The sequence below is a fragment of the Microcoleus sp. B4-D4 genome (assembly GCF_036705185.1).
Classification (GTDB): Bacteria; Cyanobacteriota; Cyanobacteriia; order Cyanobacteriales; family Microcoleaceae; genus Microcoleus.
Genome location: NZ_JAUBTX010000061.1, coordinates 1 through 17,705, shown reverse-complemented (window position 1 = coordinate 17,705; position 17,705 = coordinate 1). Strand labels below are relative to the sequence as shown.

Below are 17,705 nucleotides of genomic sequence, written 5' to 3'. Positions count from 1 at the left end.
GTTATTAGTTCGTCCCGAGCTTTTTTTCGGTCTTCAAATAACAAATAACAAATAACCAACAACAAATTACAAATTACCAATAACTATTTATACTCGCAAAGCTACCATTTTTTGGACGGCTTCGACAATTTGGTTGGGCTGGACAATTGTCAGTCTTTCCAAATTACCGTTGTAAGGTGTGGGAATATCTTGCGAAGACAGGCGCAAAACTGGTGCGTCGAGTTCGTCAAAAAATCGATCGCTAATCGAAGCAATTAGTTCGGCACCGATGCCTCCGGTTTTCATACATTCCTCCACAATAATTACTTTGTGGGTTTTGCGAATGGATTCGCCAATTGTCTCCATATCCAGGGGTTTGAGAGAAATTAGGTCGATTACTTCGGGATCGTAACCTTCTTTTAGCAGTGCGGGCAGGGCTTGCAGGACGTGGTGCCGCATTCTGGAATATGTCAAGATGGTGACATCTTTGCCCGATCGCACAATTTCCGCTTTGTCTAACGGCACTAAATATTCTGTTTCTGGCAAATTTTCCTTGAGGTTGTACAGCAAGACGTGCTCGAAGAACAGAACGGGGTTATCGTCGCGTATGGCTGATTTTAAGAGTCCTTTGGCGTTGTAGGGAGTCGAACAGGCGACTATTTTCAAACCCGGTACTGCTTGGAAATAGGCTTCGAGACGCTGGGAGTGTTCCGCGCCGAGTTGTCGGCCCACGCCGCCGGGGCCGCGAATCACCATCGGCATTTTGAAGTTGCCGCCGGAGGTGTAGCGCAGCATTCCGGCGTTGTTGGATATTTGGTTGAACGCCAGCAGCAAAAAGCCCATGTTCATGCCTTCGATGACCGGCCGCAATCCGGTCATTGCTGCGCCGACTGCCATGCCTGTAAAGCTATTTTCGGCGATCGGGGTGTCGAGCACTCGGAGTTCGCCGTATTTCTCGTAGAGGTCTTTGGTGACTTTATAGGAACCGCCGTATTGGCCTACGTCTTCGCCGAGTACGAATACGGCTGAGTCGCGGGCCATTTCTTCGTCTAACGCCTCGCGGAGGGCGTTGAACAGTAAGGTTTCTGCCATAGGAGGTGAAGCAATGATTGCAGGAGGTCAGATTAGAATCTTAACCTTTTGGGGTGCGGATGAGGATGCGATCGTAAATTCGGCAGTTAAAACCTGAGATTTTGAAAATCAATATCATATAATTTGTATTGTGTCAATCAGTATTTAAGCTAGAATCAGATTAACTTGCGTGCTATTCGCAAAAAAATACCATCCTCCAGACAAAAACTTAACTAACTCTGGAAGAGTTTTTCGCTCTACCGGAAGGGGAAGGCGATATTACCTACGAACTGATTGATGGTCAAGCATTACCAAAAATGTCACCAAAAAAATTTCATTCTCGACTCACCAGAACCCTAATAAAAATCCTTGAACAGTGGGGTGATGAACGGGGATAAATTGGTGTAGAATGGGCGGTCAAATTAACCCGGAAACGGCGAGACTGGGTGTCAGTACCCCATCTTTTATATGTTTCTTACCAACGCTTATCTCGCGACTGGAATGAGGATGAAGCCTGTCCTGTCGTCCCAGAGTTAGTCATAGAAATTATTTCACCCGAACAAACTTTCGCTCACTTAGCTTAGCTGCTAAAGCGAGAAATTATTTAGATGCTAAAATATTGGGCGTTTGGGTAGTCAATAGCAAGGGGAGAAGCCTTACAGTTTTTTAGGTTAGGACTAAAAGAATATCAAGTCAGAGATAAACGCAGTCGTCGGAGGCATTTAATTTTGGTGTTTTGTGCCTGCACTTTCATTCTCTGGCATACCTTAACTGGAGGATTAAGACCCTGGTGGGCAAATCAACCTTTAAACAGCTTTATTGATGTGATGCGCTCTCAGCGTTTCGCACAGCAATATCTTTTCGGTTTGTGTGTTATGGTTGAACCAAAATTGGGACGTATTCTCCGCTTATAAAGCTAGTTCTATGCTCTGTGTGGGCTTGAAGTTTGTTTAAATACCGTTAACGCCACATTTGCCCGAATCTCATTCTTGTATTCTCACTCAAATTAAAAATTAAAAGCGATTGTGGGCTCCTAGCTTAATTTCTTCATTTTTCAATGACAAATGTAGAGCAAAAATCCTTACTGTGTAATAACTTTAACTGGTAGAGTTGGGCAAGTTTTTGTGTGATTTTAGCCTCGCAAGTTACAATAACTTCCGGCGGACTAAACTTATGATTCTTATTTTTGTCACCATATTCAACTACGTATAATATTGAATATTTTTTTGTGGTAATATTCGCTAACTTTGAGTAAAAAACTAAGTGAGCATTATATTTATTGCTTACTGCTGTAAAATTGTTGAGTTGTGGCATATCCTTGAAAACCTCTTGAAAGTAATCTCTATACATTATTAGAGGAACCTCTTGTTCAACACTTGGTCTTTCTATCTTGTAAACTACGTTATAGTTAATATTAAAATAAGGAAGAGAGAAAAGAGATATTAAAGTTAAAGCAAAGATTAACTGATGCTTCAAAGCGTCAATAGAGAAATAATTCTTCAGCCTATTGAAAATTTCAGATATCCCTACACCAATAACTAGGGCAGCTATAGGATAAACAGGGTTATCATACCACTCAAGCTTAGTTTTTGCAAAAGAAATTATTAACAAATAGCCGATTAAGTAGAAAAACCCAAAAATTCCGATATTTTTCAGCTTTTTTTTAAAGCTGAATATACTTATTAACAAACCAAAAGGAAACACATAAATCCAAGGAATAAATCTGTATTTTCTCAGGTTGTCGATATAAGACCAAAATGGACCAGTGTTATTTTCAGCAGCTTCTAAATATCTGCCACCAACTTCATTTTCGAGCACAGAAGTAATATATCCAGGGTTATAATGCTCTCTTAAAAAATAGTAGCCTAATACCACTCCGCTAAAAAGAATAAGTGAAATATAGAATCGAGAGGAAAATAGCAATTTTCCCATTTTCTTTTGATAAGCAGTATAGAGAAGAATACCCGGTAATGGGAGGATAGCGGCTATGCCTTTTGTCAAAGCTGCTAAAATTATTGTAACCGTTGCTATTGACCAATAAAAATTTTGTGTTTTTTGTTCATTTGAGTGCAAATAAATAAAGTATGATAGTGAATAAATAGTAATCCACAGCACGAGTACGGAATCATAATTTCCGCTTCTTCCTGTGTGATAACCCATAAAACCATAACTTGTTATTAATACCAACCCACTTACCAAACTTATTTTGAGATCCTTTAAGTATTTACTAGCAAATATAAAAATTATAATCGCTGTACTCATAGCAGATAATGCTGCTGGCAACCGGATCGCAAATTCGTTATATCCGAAAATTTTCATACACAATACTATCATCCAAATTAATAGGGGTGGTTTAGTCCCCCACATATCGGGATTTCCGTTAAAATAGGTGACAAGTAAGTTGCCGTTAAAAGCCATTTCTAAGGCGTTAACCGCTCGCCGCGACTCATCCCACATCTGAACAGGTGCTACACCTAAATTGATGAAAAATACACAACAACAAGCAACAACAAACAGCCCTAAACTAATTGAAAACCGATGTTGGACAATTTTATTAATTGTGCTTAAAAACGAATTACGAGTAGATATATCCTCGGTATTTAACCTTAAAAGCGCAACTAATGAACAAATATAAAGAATCATAATAATTCCTAATAATACCAACTTAAATGTTTTGATAGAAGTATCATCCAGTGGCAAAATCCATCTTTTGGTATTAGTTCGGGAATCTATTTGAGCTACTTCTCCTTGCACAGCGAGAGGATGATGATTTTCTGGTAAAGAGTATCGAATTTCCTGGGAAACTAATGCTTGAGGGGTTGAATTTGCCGTAACTGCAAAAACCGCAAGTTGGAAGCAAAAATAGCAAAGTAACAAGAGAAAAAAATAGTGGAGTAAATTTTGTAATTTTTTCCAGAAAAATAACTTCATCACTACTTTATACTTAATGGGTCATTAGTCGTTAGAGATATAAGTTAAGCTAAAAAATATGAGCTTAACAGATAGGTTAAAAAAATTATATATAAATTACCATAAATGCCAGGGATTGTCAAGGCAAAAAATAGTAATTTTATTTTCCACAATTCTGTTGTTGTATGGCAAAGTCAACTTGGCGAACCTCAGTCGTTATATAGCACGTTTAAATGATTTGTGCAAAAGCCTCGTATTTATTGATATTCCTAATTTTTTTGGGGATTTCTTGATAATTTCATCTTAATAAGATTAATCTAACGGCTTATCCTCTCTTCCTTTTTCTCACATTTCTATTATTACAAACAAATTATTGTAACTCCTGGAGTTTTCCTTTGATATCCTGGATTTCATCCATTGACATCTCTTTACATCTAACCCTATATTTTTACTTTTAGTTAGTATATAGCGGTTCTCAATAAAGTGAGGTATGCCCTATGCCCGGTTTAGCCTATGCCCACGAGAGCACCTCATCTTTCTAAGAAAGGCTATATTACCATTCTATTAAGTTGCAGAACTCATTTAGATGTGCTATAGAGAAGCTCTCGTGACGATTAGGACTAAAAGAATATCAAGTCAGAGATAAACGCAGTCGTCGGAAGCATTTAATTTGGGTGTTTTGTGCCTACACTTTCATTCTCTGGCATACCTTAACTGGAGGATTAAGACCCTGGTGGGCAAATCAACCTTTAAACAGCTTTATTGATGCGCTCTCAGCGTTTCGCACAGCAATATCTTTTCGGTTTGTGTGTTATGGCTCAACCAAAATTGGGACGTATCCTCTGCTTATAAAGCTAGTTCGATGCTCTGTTTGGGATTGAAATTTATTTAGGGCTTGCTAATGACTAATTTCGGAAAAATGCTTTTGCAACAAATCGTGGATAAATCGATAGCGCCGATCGCCCGTTTTTTGCAGCAACAGCCGATCGCCCGCAGCATCCAAAAAACGCTGGTAATCCCAAGGAATATGACCGCTAGACCACAGTACAAGGTGCAAAATAAAACTTTCAATCCCCGGAATTCCCGGCAAGAAAGCACTAATTACCGCCACAACAGCACCCGCAATCAACCCCCAAATCGACCCGGAGACTAGGGTGAAAATTAATCCCAAAATCACCCAAATCAGCCCGCCAAGCAACTTAACTCCAAACTGATACTTGCGCCGTTCCTCGCCTGTTTGCAGCCAGCAAGACGGTATGCGATCGAGGTAAAATTCTTGAAGTCCTTGCTGTTCCATCCTTTTGGCCAACCATCCCAGCCAGTGGCGAATTTGTTCGGGCCGCAGTTCCTTGTTTCTCGGATACTGCTTGACTTCCCGGCTAATTTGGTGGCGAATATAGGCAGTTAACAGATATTTGCGCTGTTCTTCTGCGGAAGTTATGCGCTTCCAAGCTTCGATTAAAATATCGTCATAAGCCAGAGCCATCATGCTCAATAATAAGGGAACTTTTGCCAGTTTTAACAATTCTGGTTCCTTCTCGATGCTGTACCAAAGTTCGCGGCTTCTGGCTGCTTGCAGATAATTTTGAATTTGAATTTCTGTCAGAGGTTTTAGCAAAACTGCTGCTTGGAGTTTAAATCTAGTTTGGCAGTTTTTGTAAACTTCAAAACTGCTGCAAGCTACTAAATGTTTTGGTTTAATTTCGCTTTCAAGAAACTGATTGATTGCTTGAATGCACAAGTTTTGGCGCTGGGTTTCTACTTCGTCTAAACCGTCGAGGAGAGGTAACAATTTTTGTTCGGTGAGCCATTTTTTGCCCGTAGCGGGAGAGATGCTGTATTTGTACTGAAGTTGAGCAATTAACCAATCGGCGATCGCCCCGGATTCGACTTTCCACGATCCGAGTTCAAACAACACCGGTAGAGGCAAACTAGCATCTTTTTGGGCGCGGGAAACTAACACCAGAGCCAATTCTAGCAGGGTCGTGGTTTTGCCTGAACCCGTCGCTCCCAAAATGACCAATTTGCCACCGCTGCGATCGAACACTTTAGAAATGCTAGCTTTGGGAGGAAGGCGAAAACTCGGACGGTTGCCGGCTTTCACTTCCACATCCCAACAGCGGCTAGCACCCAGAGGCTGCGAGTCTGGGCTGAAGTTAGCCAGCACAGCAGCGTGCAAAGACTGCGCGATCGCGGCGACAACTTCCTGCTTCACCTCCTCCAACAATCGATCGCGGGGCGGTTGTAATCTCAGAGGAATCAATCTTGACATTTTATACACCTCGTGCTGAACACTTACCTTGCCAGATTTGCGCGCAAATGACAAGCAAGATTACCATCAGTAAAGGCATCCAGTATATATTGACGGAAATTATTGCGACAATATATCCATCTGAAATTGTAGATAAAAATCCTGACCCAGCGGCTCGCACTAAGTATTTCCCCTATAAATAAACTGGCGATCGCCCCAACTCCGAAACAAAAATTATTAGTATAAATACAGAGAGGTCAATTATGTCATTTACCAACAGTCAAATCATCACAGTCAGCTTAGCAGGACTTGCAACAGCGGTGGGAGTCGCTGCTGCAACTATACAGTCTGGCGCGATGAAACAATCCCCTCCTCCCGTTGCAGAATCGCCAGCAGCAACCGGAAACCCCATTGCAGCGCTGTCGGCGAACAACCCCCAATCTCTGCAAGCAGAACCCCTGCAAGCCGAAACCCAGGCTGCAGAATCTCCCCCATATCCATCTCAACCAGCCCAAAGCCCCGCACTGGAACCACCGCAAATCGTCGCAGTTTCTCCGCAAAAAGTTCGCCCAGTAGTTGTCACACCTCCCAATTCCGGGTGTAAAATTACTCAGGCTGTAGTCAGCGATCCGAATCCACCGCTAAATGTACGATCGCGCCCGCAAGTAAGGGGCAGCAACATAGTAGGAAAACTCAAAAATAATACCTTTGTTTCAGTCGCCGAAGAACAAAACGGTTGGCTGCGAATTACCGAACCGCCCGGTTGGATTGCCAAAAATCGCACCGAAAGCAGTTGTGTGAATGTGAACCAGCAAATTAATTTTATGCCTGGGGGAAATGAAGCCATTGTTAAAGGTCGAATTATCGGCGGCGGCAGTCACTCTTACCGGATTCGCGCCGCCAAGAATCAAACAATGACTGTTAAGAATCGGAGAGGTGTTTTTCCACTAATTCTGACTTCTAATGGCAAAGCTTTGACGGGAGATAATTATACAGGCAATGAAACAGAGTGGACTGGAAAAATCCCTGCTACTGGCAATTACACATTTGAACTAAACTCAAATTTCCGGGGATATGAATACGAATTTTATGTGCGAGTCCGATAAAGTTCGCCGTTTATAGTCCTTGATGTACGGGTGGCGAGAAACCGGGTTTTTTGCGAAGTATTTTCGCAGTAAACCACAGATTCACTAAAAAACCCGGTTTCTTTGGTCTTGATGCTTAGCTAATCAAGGAATTGTTCCAAGCGAGATATCAAGAATTGCAAATTTCTGCCAATCTTCCGAATCAAAGTGCCACCATTCTGTTGTAATACCGATAAATCCGTGTTTTTTCATCGCATCCTTAAGCACTTGACGATTTTTCCGAGATTGGGCGCTGCCGCCTTGATAATCTCCGTGAGCTTTTTCGGTAAAATCATCGTAAGGTGTGGGCATTTCTAATTCTTTGCCGGTGCGATCGACTAAAGTTAAATCTACAGCCGCACCGCGATTGTGCCGCGAACCCCTAGCAGGATTAGCAACATAGCGCGGATCGGGCATAACTTTCCACATTTGCTCAGTCACAGAAAAAGGCCTGTAGCAATCGTAAACTTTCAAACCCAATCCAATTTTTTCTAAATCTGTTTGAACTAGCGCTAATTTTTGAGCGACAGAACTTCTCAAAGCGCATTTGGCTTGAGAGTAAAGCTTTCGTTTCAAGAAATTGTTCGCAGTGGCGTAGCGGATATCGAGGCGAATGTTGGGATTTACTTTGCGGATGTCAACAAGGCGCGCCCAACTGGGAAGTTGACTCATGAAAATACTTTCAGGTGCTACTGGGCTTGCTTCTGATTGGGGAGATTGCACTTCTGGTGGCTCCTGGGCGCGGACAAAGATTGTATAATTGAGTGCGGTTGTAGATAGTAATGTTATAGCGAATACAATTAAATATTTTGTAAATCGGTTTAATTTCATAACTCGGTTCAGTGCATATTTAATAGAGTTTTTACATTTTATATCTTGGGGACTTTTCACGCTTTTCGTGTTGTTTTCCTGCCCGCCAGACCGACAGGGGTTGAAACCCCCGGCGGAATCTTCGACTGTCAGACTATCCGACAAGCGCGAGAACGATCGCTCTCTTGTAGTTGTTAATTTTCCTCAAATTCCTAAGCGCTGATAGACTAAATCTAAGTGTCTCAATTGATACTGCGGATCGAAGCAATCATCAATTTCTTTGCTGGTCATTTTAGCTGTTACGCGATCGTCCTTAGCAATCAAATTGTAGAAATCGCCCCCTGGCTTGTTCCAAGCTTCGTGAGCGCAAGATTGGACAATTGTGTATGCGTCTTCGCGACTCGTGCCTTTTTCTACTAAGGCTAACATCACGCGCTGGCTGAAGATTACCCCGCCGTAAAGGTTCATGTTGCGCTTCATGTTTTCGGGATAGACTAGCAGGTGTTTTACTAAGTCTGTGGCTTCTACTAACATGAAGTGAGTTACTGTAGAACTGTCGGGCAAAATCATCCGTTCTACGGAACTGTGAGAGATGTCTCTTTCGTGCCAAAGCGCCACGTTTTCTAAGGCTGCGACGGCGTTGGCGCGGACAATTCTTGCCATCCCCGTGAGTCTTTCGGAGCGAATTGGGTTGCGTTTGTGGGGCATGGCGGATGAGCCTTTTTGCCCTTTGGAGAAGAATTCTTCGACTTCGAGCACGTCGGTGCGTTGGAGGTTGCGGATTTCTACTGCGAAACGCTCGATCGATGCTGCTAACAGTGCTAAGGTTTGGACGTATTCGGCGTGTCGATCGCGCGAAATGACTTGAGTCGATGCACAATCGGGTTCGAGTCCGAGGTTTTGACAGGCTATGGCTTCTATTCGCGGATCGATATTAGCATAGGTTCCGACTGCGCCGGAGATTTTGCCGACTGCTATGGACGATCGCAAATTCACCAATCTCGCGCGGCTGCGAAAAACTTCCGCCAGCCATCCAGCTAGTTTAAAGCCAAAGGTGATGGGTTCGGCATGAATTCCGTGCGATCGGCCAACCATCACGGTATTGCGGTGCTGTTGGGCCTGATAGCGAATAGCTTGACTCAAATCTTCGACACGTTGTAACAAGATATCGACACTAGCGACTAATTGCAGCGCCAAAGCGGTATCGAGCACATCGGAACTGGTTAAGCCGAGGTGAATGTAGCGGCCGGCATCGCCTACATATTCGTTGACATTTGTCAAGAAAGCGATCATGTCGTGGCGGACTTCGGCTTCAATTTCGAGGACTCGTTTGGGGTCAAAATTAGCCTTAGCTTTGATTTCTTCGACTGCGGCGGCGGGGATGTAGCCGAGTTCGGCTTGAGCTTCGCAGACAGCGATTTCTACTTGCAGCCAGCTTTTGAGTTTGGCGGTTTCAGTCCAGATGTTGCCCATTTCGGGCAAGGTGTAGCGCTCTATCACGGTTGGGAATTGGGGAATGCGATCTCACCATTGTACATCTGTGAGGGATGCGAGAGTCATAGGACTTAGACATGGGGCCCAGAAACCGGGTTTTTTACGATAATACTTTGTTGTAGCCCGCAAATTCAGTAAAAACCCGGTTTCTGATTCTGAATGCGATATTTTTTACCGATCGCCAATTATAAGTTAAAGCCTATTCAACCGATCGCTCTACCACAATCTTTGTACTGGGTAGCTGTCGAATACAGCATCAATACTTAAGATAGGCATTTGAGTCACAACGGCTTGAGCAATTAAGAGTCTATCGAATGGATCGCGATGAGCATTTGGCAATGTGTCTAATGCAAAAATATGAGCTAGCTCGATCGGCAAAATTTGCAATCCATTGACTTGCTGCTGGCGTTCTATCAATTCAGTTAAGGACACATTCAGTGTTAACTTCCCAAGCTGAAGCTTAATTTGCATTTCCCAAATACTAACCAAGCTCGTAAACAAAGTATGAGTTAGATCGGTGATAATATTTGTCGCTTGTTGCGATAAGTTTTGGGGAGAGATCGCCAGCCAAATCAAGACGTGCGTATCCAGCAAAATATTCATGCTTTACCCAACCAAAACGCATCAGGAAGTGGCTCGTTAAAATCCTCACTCATCCAGCCCATCCCTTGATGCAGGCCCAAAACCCGTTGTTGCCCAGGAGGGGGTGCAGCTTCAACTGAAGTGTTTTCGGGGATCGATCGCATCTGTCGTTCCAGCAAAAACTCTGCAAAAGTTAACAGAAGCTGCTGATTTTCCGGGAGTAAGTGTTGTAATTTGCCTAGCAAATCTTCCAAAAGTTCGATCGTTTGAGAAGTCATCTTTTTCCCCTCAATGTTGGCGATAGTCTCATTATCCGTTATTCTTTGGCGATCAATGCTCGTCTTGAAACAAAAGCACCATTGATTTCAACACTTGCTACTGGCCTAAAACCAGCTTGCAATAAACCTTTTTCTAGTTTTTTACTGCTTTTTATCTGATGTTACCCATTTCGGGCAGAGTGTAGCGCCCTATCGCGGTGGTCGTTGGGGAGTGTGATCGTCCTATTGTACATCTGCGAGGCATCGGTCTTGAGTCGGGATGGGGAATTTCGGGCGATCGAACTATCCCTCTTCTGAGTTTGAATATTTCGTTTGTTTCGGATATTGCGTTTATGGCACGGTAAGTGTTATCGTGAAGGAAACAACCAAGTATATGCAGGTCAAATACTTACATAGCCCTTCCAGTAATGGCTGCACAGGTTTTCCGCGATCGCAGCCTCAGTCTGCTGAGCAATGAGCAATAAAAAATGGTTGTGTTAAAATCAGGGGTTTAAACCCCTGATTTTAACACAGACTGACTTTCTGCTTTCGATCGAAAAAAATTAAATCAAAAAAGAAATTAATTATGTTGAGCCAAAAATCATCGCTTGAGTCCGTTTTGGTTCAAGAACAAGAAAAAGAATCAATAGCTGAATTAGAGCGGATTCTTAACCTCGATCCTTCGCAAGCAAAATTAGTGGGAAGCAACGGAGAAGAGATTCTTATTCCTGAATCTGTCTATCGTATGTTGTGTCATATCGTTCATATGATGGCATCAGGTCAGCGCATTTCTATAATGCCTCACAATTGCCAGTTGACAACACAAGAAGCTGCTGAGATTTTGAATGTATCTAGACCCTTTCTAATCAAGTTACTAGAAACAGGAGAAATTCCCCATATCAAAGTTGGTTCACATCGACGAGTGACTTTCCAAGACTTAATAAATTATCAAGAACAGCGGAAAGTAAAGCGTCGCCAAGGGCTGCAAGAACTAACCCAATTTCTTCAGGATGAGGGGTTCTACGAAGATGGGGTGTGCGATCTAGCTAAGTAAGATGGATGTTTCTTCTGTTGTTCTAGATTCCTGCGTCATCTTCCCTATGCCTTTATGCGATACGCTGCTGCGTGCTGCCGAGGCTGAGTTGTACAGCGTTCACTTTTCACAAGAAATTCTAGATGGTGCTACCCGCAATCTTGTAAAAAAAGGCATAATGACAGATGTCAAAGCAAAATATTTTCAGGAACAGATTAAATACTCCTTTCCTGAAGCAATTGTCAAAGTGCCTGCAGGTTTGGTGGAAGCAATGACAAACCATCCAGGAGATCGTCATGTTGTAGCTGCTGCGATTGTCGCAAATGCTCAAATCATCGTTACAGATAACCTCAAACACTTCCCAAAGGAGGCTTTGGAACCTTATGGCATTGAGGCACAGCACCCGGATGTATTTCTAAGTGAGCTTTTCGATAATAACCCTGAGTCAATCGTTGAAGTAATTCGGCAGCAGGCTGAGGCTCTAAAAAACCCTCCTTGTACTGTTGCCGAAATTATTGAAAAATTAGAAAAAAATAATAGGGTACACGAATTTGCTAGTAAAACTCGTTTCTACGAATACTTTGATTTTGTAACAGAAACTGCGAAACAAGCCTTACGGAAGATTGGAGAAGCTGCACCCGAAGGTGGTCGATGTTATGACGGGGAAAGATATCGACTCTGGATGAAAGGGCCAACTCTAACAATTACGGCTAAAGACGGTAGAGGAGAAGTTATTCGAGTTCATAATGAGGAAATTGAGTGTAATATTTCATCGGAAGATGTCAAAATATTCCAAATATTTGCTCAACGCTTGGAGCAAGAATTAACAATAAATAGAATTGAGGCTCGACAATCAGATTAATGAGAAGCTCACGGAAATAGAAGAATGAATAGCCATTATAGTCTCATCATCCAGTGGTCAAAAGAAGATCAACTTTTTGTTGTCAGTTTACCTGAGTTTACCGATGTCATGCAGCCTTGCACTCACGGACACACTTACGAAGAAGCGGCCAAACACGGACAAGAATTGTTAGAAACATTGATTGAACTCTATCAAGAAGATGGCAAACCTCTACCAGAACCTCAGACTTTGGGAGAACGACTACAAATTGCTTAAACTTGTTATACAATCTCTGCTACCATTCACCATAAACACCAACTAAAAACCCTATGACTTCTCAAGCCTCCAACCCAAATGTCCAAGACCTGCAAAGACAGGTGATTGCGCTGTTACACGAAGTTAGCACTCTGATGGGTCGCGCTAGCAATGAACTTAAGTCTGAGGATAGCTCAGAAAACAAGTACCAGATATATCAACAGGAAATTGAAAAGGAGATTGGTACAGTCACACACCTAAAACTCAGAATGGCCATTGCCGCACCGATGAATGCTGGCAAATCCAAAATTATTAATGCCATTATTGGTCAAGAACTCCTGCCAAGTTCTGCTACAGCGATGACCACACTGCCAACAGAGATTGTATTGAAAGAAAATGCAGCAGAGCCGATTCTAAAATTGAGTCCTAGAATTTGTGAAGCATTTAAGAAAGCATTGGATGCTATCAGGCAGGAAATTCAGCAGCAAGGGATGGAAGAAGTTCTTAAGCATACTGGTGAATATCCGCATTTAGCAAGTTTACTCCAAGAAATCCACAGTGATAGAGATTTTGGAATTTCCGAAGAAATCTCTGGCAGTAAGAATATCAACAAGATCCTGACAGAGTTGAATCATATTATCCGTCTTTGCAACATTTTGGCCGTATCCCAAGATCGAGATCCTCTCCAGTTGCTTAATGACAATGACATTCCATCTATCGAAACTCCTTTTTTCAGAACACAGCAAAATCAACAACTAGAGAAGCTAGGTAATCTTGTAATTGTTGATACGCCTGGGCCAAGTGAAGCCGGAGTCAGCGAAAAACTAGAAATTGTAGTTTCCAAGCAACTTAAGCGTAGCCAACTTGTGCTACTTGTTCTTAATTTTACTGAATTGAGGGCTGAAGCAGCCGAAAAGATTAAAGCAGAAGTTCACAAAGTTATCAGAACAAGCAGTCAAGAAAATTTATATGTTTTAGTTAATAAAATCGATGAGCGTCGTCGAGGTGACATAGATACCGAAATGGTAAAACAATTTGTTGCTAATAACCTCGAACTGGTCAACACAGACCGCGTATTTGAAGTTTCTGCTAGGCAAGCATTCTGCGCTAAGGATTTTCTCCGTCAATCATCTCTCAGTAGTCAAGATATTAAAGAGCCTGAAGTTGCCCAAGCATTAGCTAGAGAAGTATGGACTGTTGATTGGGAGGATGAACTGAAGGATGCAACTGTAGAGAAATTACAAAAGAAAGCGGTAAAGCTTTGGGAAGTATCAAACTTTGAATCTTTTCTGGAAAAAGCAATTAATGTAATTTTGCGACAAGTTGCCCCCCGCTGCATGGAGTTTGCATTGAATCGTTGTCTTATTCATCTAGATGATTTATGTAACAATGCAAAAAATGACCTGGCTTACATTAACAGTAATGCTGAAAAGCTCCAGCAAGCAATTGAGGATCTTAACCAAGAGCTTTCTAGTCTAGCTGCTTGCCGTCAGAATCTAGATAAAGAGGTTGCCCAAACAAAAAAGCAAATAAAGGAAACCGTAAACGCCAACCTAGAAAACCTCAAAAAAGACGTAAAAAACGAACTTGACACACTCTTGAAAAATTATGTTTTAGATTCTGCTATAAAAGTATTTTCCCATTTGCGGGACAACATATCCAACTTCTTTAATAGAGATAAGGATGAATTTGAATTTGATAGTAAGCAAGAGGCCAAGCTATTCGCTGAGCAAATAGCAGCTTCGGCGAAGCAAATTATTGAACGTCAATTGTATGTCGCTTGTAAAGAGACGGATAAACAGACTGAAGGCAGGATTCAAGAATTATCCAAGTTACTAGATAATGAAACTAAGCCTATTATTGAACGCGCTCAAGATCGGTTAAAAAGAGATTTTGATGTTATTTTTAAACCAGATATATTCAAGCTAGTTGATATTGACATAGAAGTGAATACCCCTGATCTTGAATTCAGAGGGCATGGATTATCTGATTTACTCACAGCATTGTTAGAAGGAGCATTTGATGGTTTGTTGGTGCAGTTTGCTGCTCGTTTAGTGGCAATGGTAGCTAACAGTCCAATACTGAGCGCAATTTATGGTGGAGTTAGCACCTTTTTTGGTTGGTGCGGTGTGAACTTAGACAAACATCTATATAAAGAAATATATAGAGTTAACCTAATCCTTTTCAAGGCTGAAATAGTTAAATTCTTTGACAATAAAGTCGAAGAAATTCAAGAACAATCTAACCGATTGATTGAGCAATCATTGGAGCAACAAATTAAAAGGTACTTTGACGCTCTAGACTCTCTTCTAGGTGATTATAGGAAGGATTTGGAGCAATCACTAAAAGCTCAAGCTTTACCTTTAGAAACACTGAAAGAATTAAAGCAAGCGCTTGAATCATTTTCAGTAGGTAATGATAAATTACAGGTGGATCAGTTGAAAGATCAGGCTAATGAACTTCTGAGTCAGACAAAATCATTAATAGCAAGCTGAGATGCGCTTACGTTTTTTACTAATTTAAGATTTCTGGAACAGGAACTTATTAACTAAACTAGCTTTGTTCAAAGCCATATCAGTCAAATATGAAATTAGTGCAAAACCGATACACTCTGCTAAACGAGGCGGCACGGCATTTCCAATTTGCCACATTGCCTTTTTCATCGAACCTTCAAAAATAAATGAATCCGGGAAAGTTTGCAATCTAGCCATTTCGCGAGCTGAAATAACGCGATTGAGATAAGGATGAATATGAGTGCCACCATGATTTTCTTTAACAGTCATACTGGGTTTTCCCGGATACTGTCGCTTGAAAGCATCGGCGTAGCTTTCATACAAAGAACCGCCTGGTCGAACTTTAGCAAGTCTTTCCATGTACTCAACAGAATGACGAGTCCATTGGTGGTTAATTTCTGGTATGGGAGTATACTCGGGTAAATCATCAATTGCTGACTCAATCGCTTTGTATTGTTCGGGCAAAAATTGCGACTTGGGATAGGGGTTTTGCATCCCGAATCTATTGGCAATAAAAATGGCTCGCGGCCGGATTTGCGGGACTCCATAAGCGGCTGATTCCAGAACAGCAACGGACATATGGGGATAGCCAATTTCCTGAAAAGCCTCGCAAATGGCTTGCTTAACAGCTCCTTTTTGTATAGTCAATATTCCGGGTACGTTTTCCATGACAACATACCAAGGACGTATTTCAGAGACAACGCGGACAAACTCTCTAAAGAGGCGATTTCGAGGGTCGTTGGGGTCGCGTTTTCCTGCCACTGAGAAGCCTTGACATGGCGGCCCGCCTACAACAACATGAGGGACTTGCGGACAAATAAAATACCAGTCATAATGGGATAATCGTGATATCCCATTTTGGTAAAGTTTCAGAACGTTGCCATGAGGGCAAATACTGTTTTAACTCATGAGGTAAGACTTTTACGCCTTTCTCATAAGTTGTCTTAATTACGTTTACAATTGGGTTAATTCCTTTCCATTTCATGTTAGATGCCCAGTTTGCGGCTGTTTCAACTGAATCTAAAATAGCACCATTCCAATAATTTTCAAGTGCCGCCCAACAGCGTTCAATTGGATTATACTTACTATGATACGGCGGGTAGTAAATTAGTCTGATTCTTAAACCAATTCTTTGAGACAACTCAATGATACGTTTGATGAATTGTGTTCGATTACTTCTATTTGCTGGACCACCATCAAGGTCAATCACTAATTCTTCCAGTTCGGTGTAATCAGATTGGTTGTTTTGCCACCAATCCGTTAGACAATCGACGATAAAATCAGTGGTTTCAGCAGACTGCCCCATATAAATAGATAATTGGTCACTTTCAGTATTGAGAATGCCAAAGGGGACTAATACGGCTTGCCACTCCGTATCATGGTCATCAGCCGACTTCGGTTCAATGGTTCGGGATTTACCGCCCCGTGACAGGTTGCCAATTTTTACTTTGGCTTTGCTATCGATGGATATTCGTAGAGAATTAACATCTTGATCGGAGGCTTGATTCTCTTTCAATACATTCTCAAAAATTGCATCTGTTTCGGGGATTTTTTTCAATGGCTTGGTTTTTTGTGTTTTTTTAGGCGATACCCCATTCGATTTAAAATCGTGCCAATTGTCTGACGAGAAGGCAATTGCGAGGTGTCGTAGTTCTTCTGACTCGCTAAGGCTGATAGTACCGCCTTGGCACTGATCCGAGCATACAAAAATGTCGATTTAAACTTGGGGTCTGCCTGGGACTCTGGATCTACTAAAGAACGAATATCCGCTTCTAAGTAGGGCAGCAAGATTTCACTTTTATGTCGCCCTCGCGCCCGGTAATTATCAACACAAATCAACCCAGTTCGTCGTTCATGTAAGCCCAGTTGAACGCTGTCTCGGTTCCACCCCATAAATGTTTCTACTTTGCGAGCCGAACCATTAAAATAGTCTTCAGCCACTTTTGCCATAAAGTCTCGACGGCGATAGCCTGTCAGTTTCTTTGCAGCATCCTTGAACGTCGATTTAACGGTTTCACTCAAGATCATTTCTCGCATCCCAATTACAGAGGTCACAACCGCTCATGTCAGATTTTTTGTTTCTTACTCTTCTAAGATAACTGGGGTTATATTTAATTGCAAGCCCCTGAACTTCTGGCGAACCAATTTCAGCGAGCAACTGTTGGGGATTTAAGTTTTTTATATCGTCGCACAAGTGATGGCAATCGGGAAAGTTTTTTGTATGAGTTGCCGAGGCGATGGGATTAATTTCAACACTTGCTACTGGTCGAAAACCTGCTTGCAATAAACCTTGGGTCATGCCGCCAGCACCGCAAAAAAGATCGACAAATGTATAGTCGGATTTTGGCAGTGACTGAGATTCAATATCAATGAATATCTTGTAGGGGTCGCAGTCATTTGCTTCTAGTTCGCGTTGGATGCGTTCGTAACGCCCTAATTTTGCTTTTTTCTGCTTTTTGGCAGGAATTAATTCTGACTCGTTTGAGAATAAAGACAGTTGTATTCCTTCAATACTTCGGACAGTTTTATATCTAGTCGAGCCTCCGAAACCCTTGCGGGCTATATGCTGGACTATTTTTTCAATG

At 42.0% G+C, this 17,705-nt stretch carries 16 protein-coding genes and 4 pseudogenes; 10 read left to right on the top strand and 10 right to left on the bottom strand.

Features of this window, described 5'->3' with window-relative positions; translation table 11 throughout:
• Positions 1-87: 87 nt before the first annotated feature.
• A complete protein-coding gene (locus tag QUB13_RS27305) occupies positions 88-1,071 on the bottom strand; it encodes an alpha-ketoacid dehydrogenase subunit beta (protein WP_333093267.1) in 984 nt (327 codons plus the stop codon).
• A 218-nt stretch (positions 1,072-1,289) separates the two neighbouring features.
• Here QUB13_RS27305 and QUB13_RS27300 point away from each other — a divergent pair, with 218 nt between their 5' ends.
• The 3 genes and pseudogenes from QUB13_RS27300 to QUB13_RS27290 form a co-directional block, all read left to right on the top strand.
• On the top strand, positions 1,290-1,448 hold the full coding sequence (locus QUB13_RS27300; RefSeq protein WP_333387470.1) for a Uma2 family endonuclease: 159 nt from the start codon (positions 1,290-1,292) through the stop codon (positions 1,446-1,448).
• A gap of 48 nt (positions 1,449-1,496) precedes the next feature.
• Positions 1,497-1,634: a hypothetical protein gene (locus tag QUB13_RS27295; protein ID WP_333387433.1), complete on the top strand. Its 138-nt coding sequence runs from the start codon at positions 1,497-1,499 to the stop codon at positions 1,632-1,634.
• Positions 1,635-1,721: 87 nt separating this feature from the next.
• A pseudogene (locus QUB13_RS27290) lies at positions 1,722-2,004 on the top strand (hypothetical protein); the annotation flags it as partial.
• A 93-nt stretch (positions 2,005-2,097) separates the two neighbouring features.
• Here the strand turns inward: QUB13_RS27290 and QUB13_RS27285 are convergent.
• Entirely contained in the window at positions 2,098-3,981 is a 1,884-nt protein-coding gene (locus QUB13_RS27285; protein ID WP_333387431.1) for an ArnT family glycosyltransferase, read from the bottom strand.
• Between the two features lie 593 nt (positions 3,982-4,574).
• Between QUB13_RS27285 and QUB13_RS27280 the strand changes: the two are divergent.
• Positions 4,575-4,852, top strand: a pseudogene (locus QUB13_RS27280) (hypothetical protein); the annotation flags it as partial.
• Between the two features lie 6 nt (positions 4,853-4,858).
• Here the strand turns inward: QUB13_RS27280 and QUB13_RS27275 are convergent.
• The gene (locus tag QUB13_RS27275; RefSeq protein WP_333387429.1) at positions 4,859-6,232 is read right to left on the bottom strand and encodes an NACHT domain-containing protein; all 1,374 of its coding nucleotides are present in this window, start codon (positions 6,230-6,232) and stop codon (positions 4,859-4,861) included.
• A gap of 47 nt (positions 6,233-6,279) precedes the next feature.
• On the opposite strand from QUB13_RS27275, the gene QUB13_RS27270 reads away from it, so the two are divergent.
• Positions 6,280-6,414, top strand: a complete 135-nt coding sequence (locus tag QUB13_RS27270) for a hypothetical protein (protein WP_333387426.1) — start codon at positions 6,280-6,282, stop codon at positions 6,412-6,414.
• A 60-nt stretch (positions 6,415-6,474) separates the two neighbouring features.
• Positions 6,475-7,317: an SH3 domain-containing protein gene (locus QUB13_RS27265; RefSeq protein ID WP_333387425.1), complete on the top strand. Its 843-nt coding sequence runs from the start codon at positions 6,475-6,477 to the stop codon at positions 7,315-7,317.
• 123 nt (positions 7,318-7,440) lie between these two features.
• On the opposite strand, the gene QUB13_RS27260 is transcribed toward QUB13_RS27265, so the two are convergent.
• The 4 genes from QUB13_RS27260 to QUB13_RS27245 form a co-directional block, all read right to left on the bottom strand.
• A complete protein-coding gene (locus QUB13_RS27260) occupies positions 7,441-8,166 on the bottom strand; it encodes a M15 family metallopeptidase (RefSeq protein ID WP_333093262.1) in 726 nt (241 codons plus the stop codon).
• A gap of 183 nt (positions 8,167-8,349) precedes the next feature.
• Complete coding sequence (gene purB / locus QUB13_RS27255) at positions 8,350-9,645, bottom strand: adenylosuccinate lyase (RefSeq protein WP_333387422.1); 1,296 nt, start codon at positions 9,643-9,645, stop codon at positions 8,350-8,352.
• A gap of 210 nt (positions 9,646-9,855) precedes the next feature.
• Positions 9,856-10,242: a type II toxin-antitoxin system VapC family toxin gene (locus tag QUB13_RS27250; protein WP_333387419.1), complete on the bottom strand. Its 387-nt coding sequence runs from the start codon at positions 10,240-10,242 to the stop codon at positions 9,856-9,858.
• A complete protein-coding gene (locus QUB13_RS27245) occupies positions 10,239-10,499 on the bottom strand; it encodes a DUF2281 domain-containing protein (protein WP_333387417.1) in 261 nt (86 codons plus the stop codon). Before QUB13_RS27245 ends, QUB13_RS27250 begins: the two co-directional genes overlap by 4 nt.
• 565 nt (positions 10,500-11,064) lie before the next feature.
• Here QUB13_RS27245 and QUB13_RS27240 point away from each other — a divergent pair.
• Genes QUB13_RS27240 through QUB13_RS27225 form a run of 4 tightly spaced genes read left to right on the top strand, consistent with a single transcriptional unit; the run spans position 11,065 to position 15,102 of the window.
• Entirely contained in the window at positions 11,065-11,532 is a 468-nt protein-coding gene (locus tag QUB13_RS27240; protein ID WP_333387414.1) for a helix-turn-helix domain-containing protein, read from the top strand.
• 1 nt (position 11,533) lies between these two features.
• Positions 11,534-12,373, top strand: a complete 840-nt coding sequence (locus tag QUB13_RS27235) for a PIN domain-containing protein (RefSeq protein WP_333387411.1) — start codon at positions 11,534-11,536, stop codon at positions 12,371-12,373.
• A 24-nt stretch (positions 12,374-12,397) separates the two neighbouring features.
• Positions 12,398-12,628, top strand: a complete 231-nt coding sequence (locus tag QUB13_RS27230) for a type II toxin-antitoxin system HicB family antitoxin (protein ID WP_194071018.1) — start codon at positions 12,398-12,400, stop codon at positions 12,626-12,628.
• Between the two features lie 53 nt (positions 12,629-12,681).
• Positions 12,682-15,102 (top strand): dynamin family protein, encoded by a 2,421-nt coding sequence (locus tag QUB13_RS27225; RefSeq protein WP_333387407.1) that lies wholly within the window; start codon positions 12,682-12,684, stop codon positions 15,100-15,102.
• Between the two features lie 24 nt (positions 15,103-15,126).
• On the opposite strand, the pseudogene QUB13_RS27220 reads toward QUB13_RS27225, so the two are convergent.
• The 3 genes and pseudogenes from QUB13_RS27220 to QUB13_RS27210 form a co-directional block, all read right to left on the bottom strand.
• Positions 15,127-15,921 (bottom strand): annotated as a pseudogene (locus QUB13_RS27220) (DNA cytosine methyltransferase); the annotation flags it as partial.
• A gap of 28 nt (positions 15,922-15,949) precedes the next feature.
• A pseudogene (locus QUB13_RS27215) lies at positions 15,950-17,013 on the bottom strand (ISAzo13 family transposase).
• Positions 17,014-17,134: 121 nt separating this feature from the next.
• Positions 17,135-17,705, bottom strand: a 571-nt coding sequence (locus QUB13_RS27210; protein ID WP_333387405.1) for a DNA cytosine methyltransferase, incomplete at its 5' end; no start/stop codon positions are given.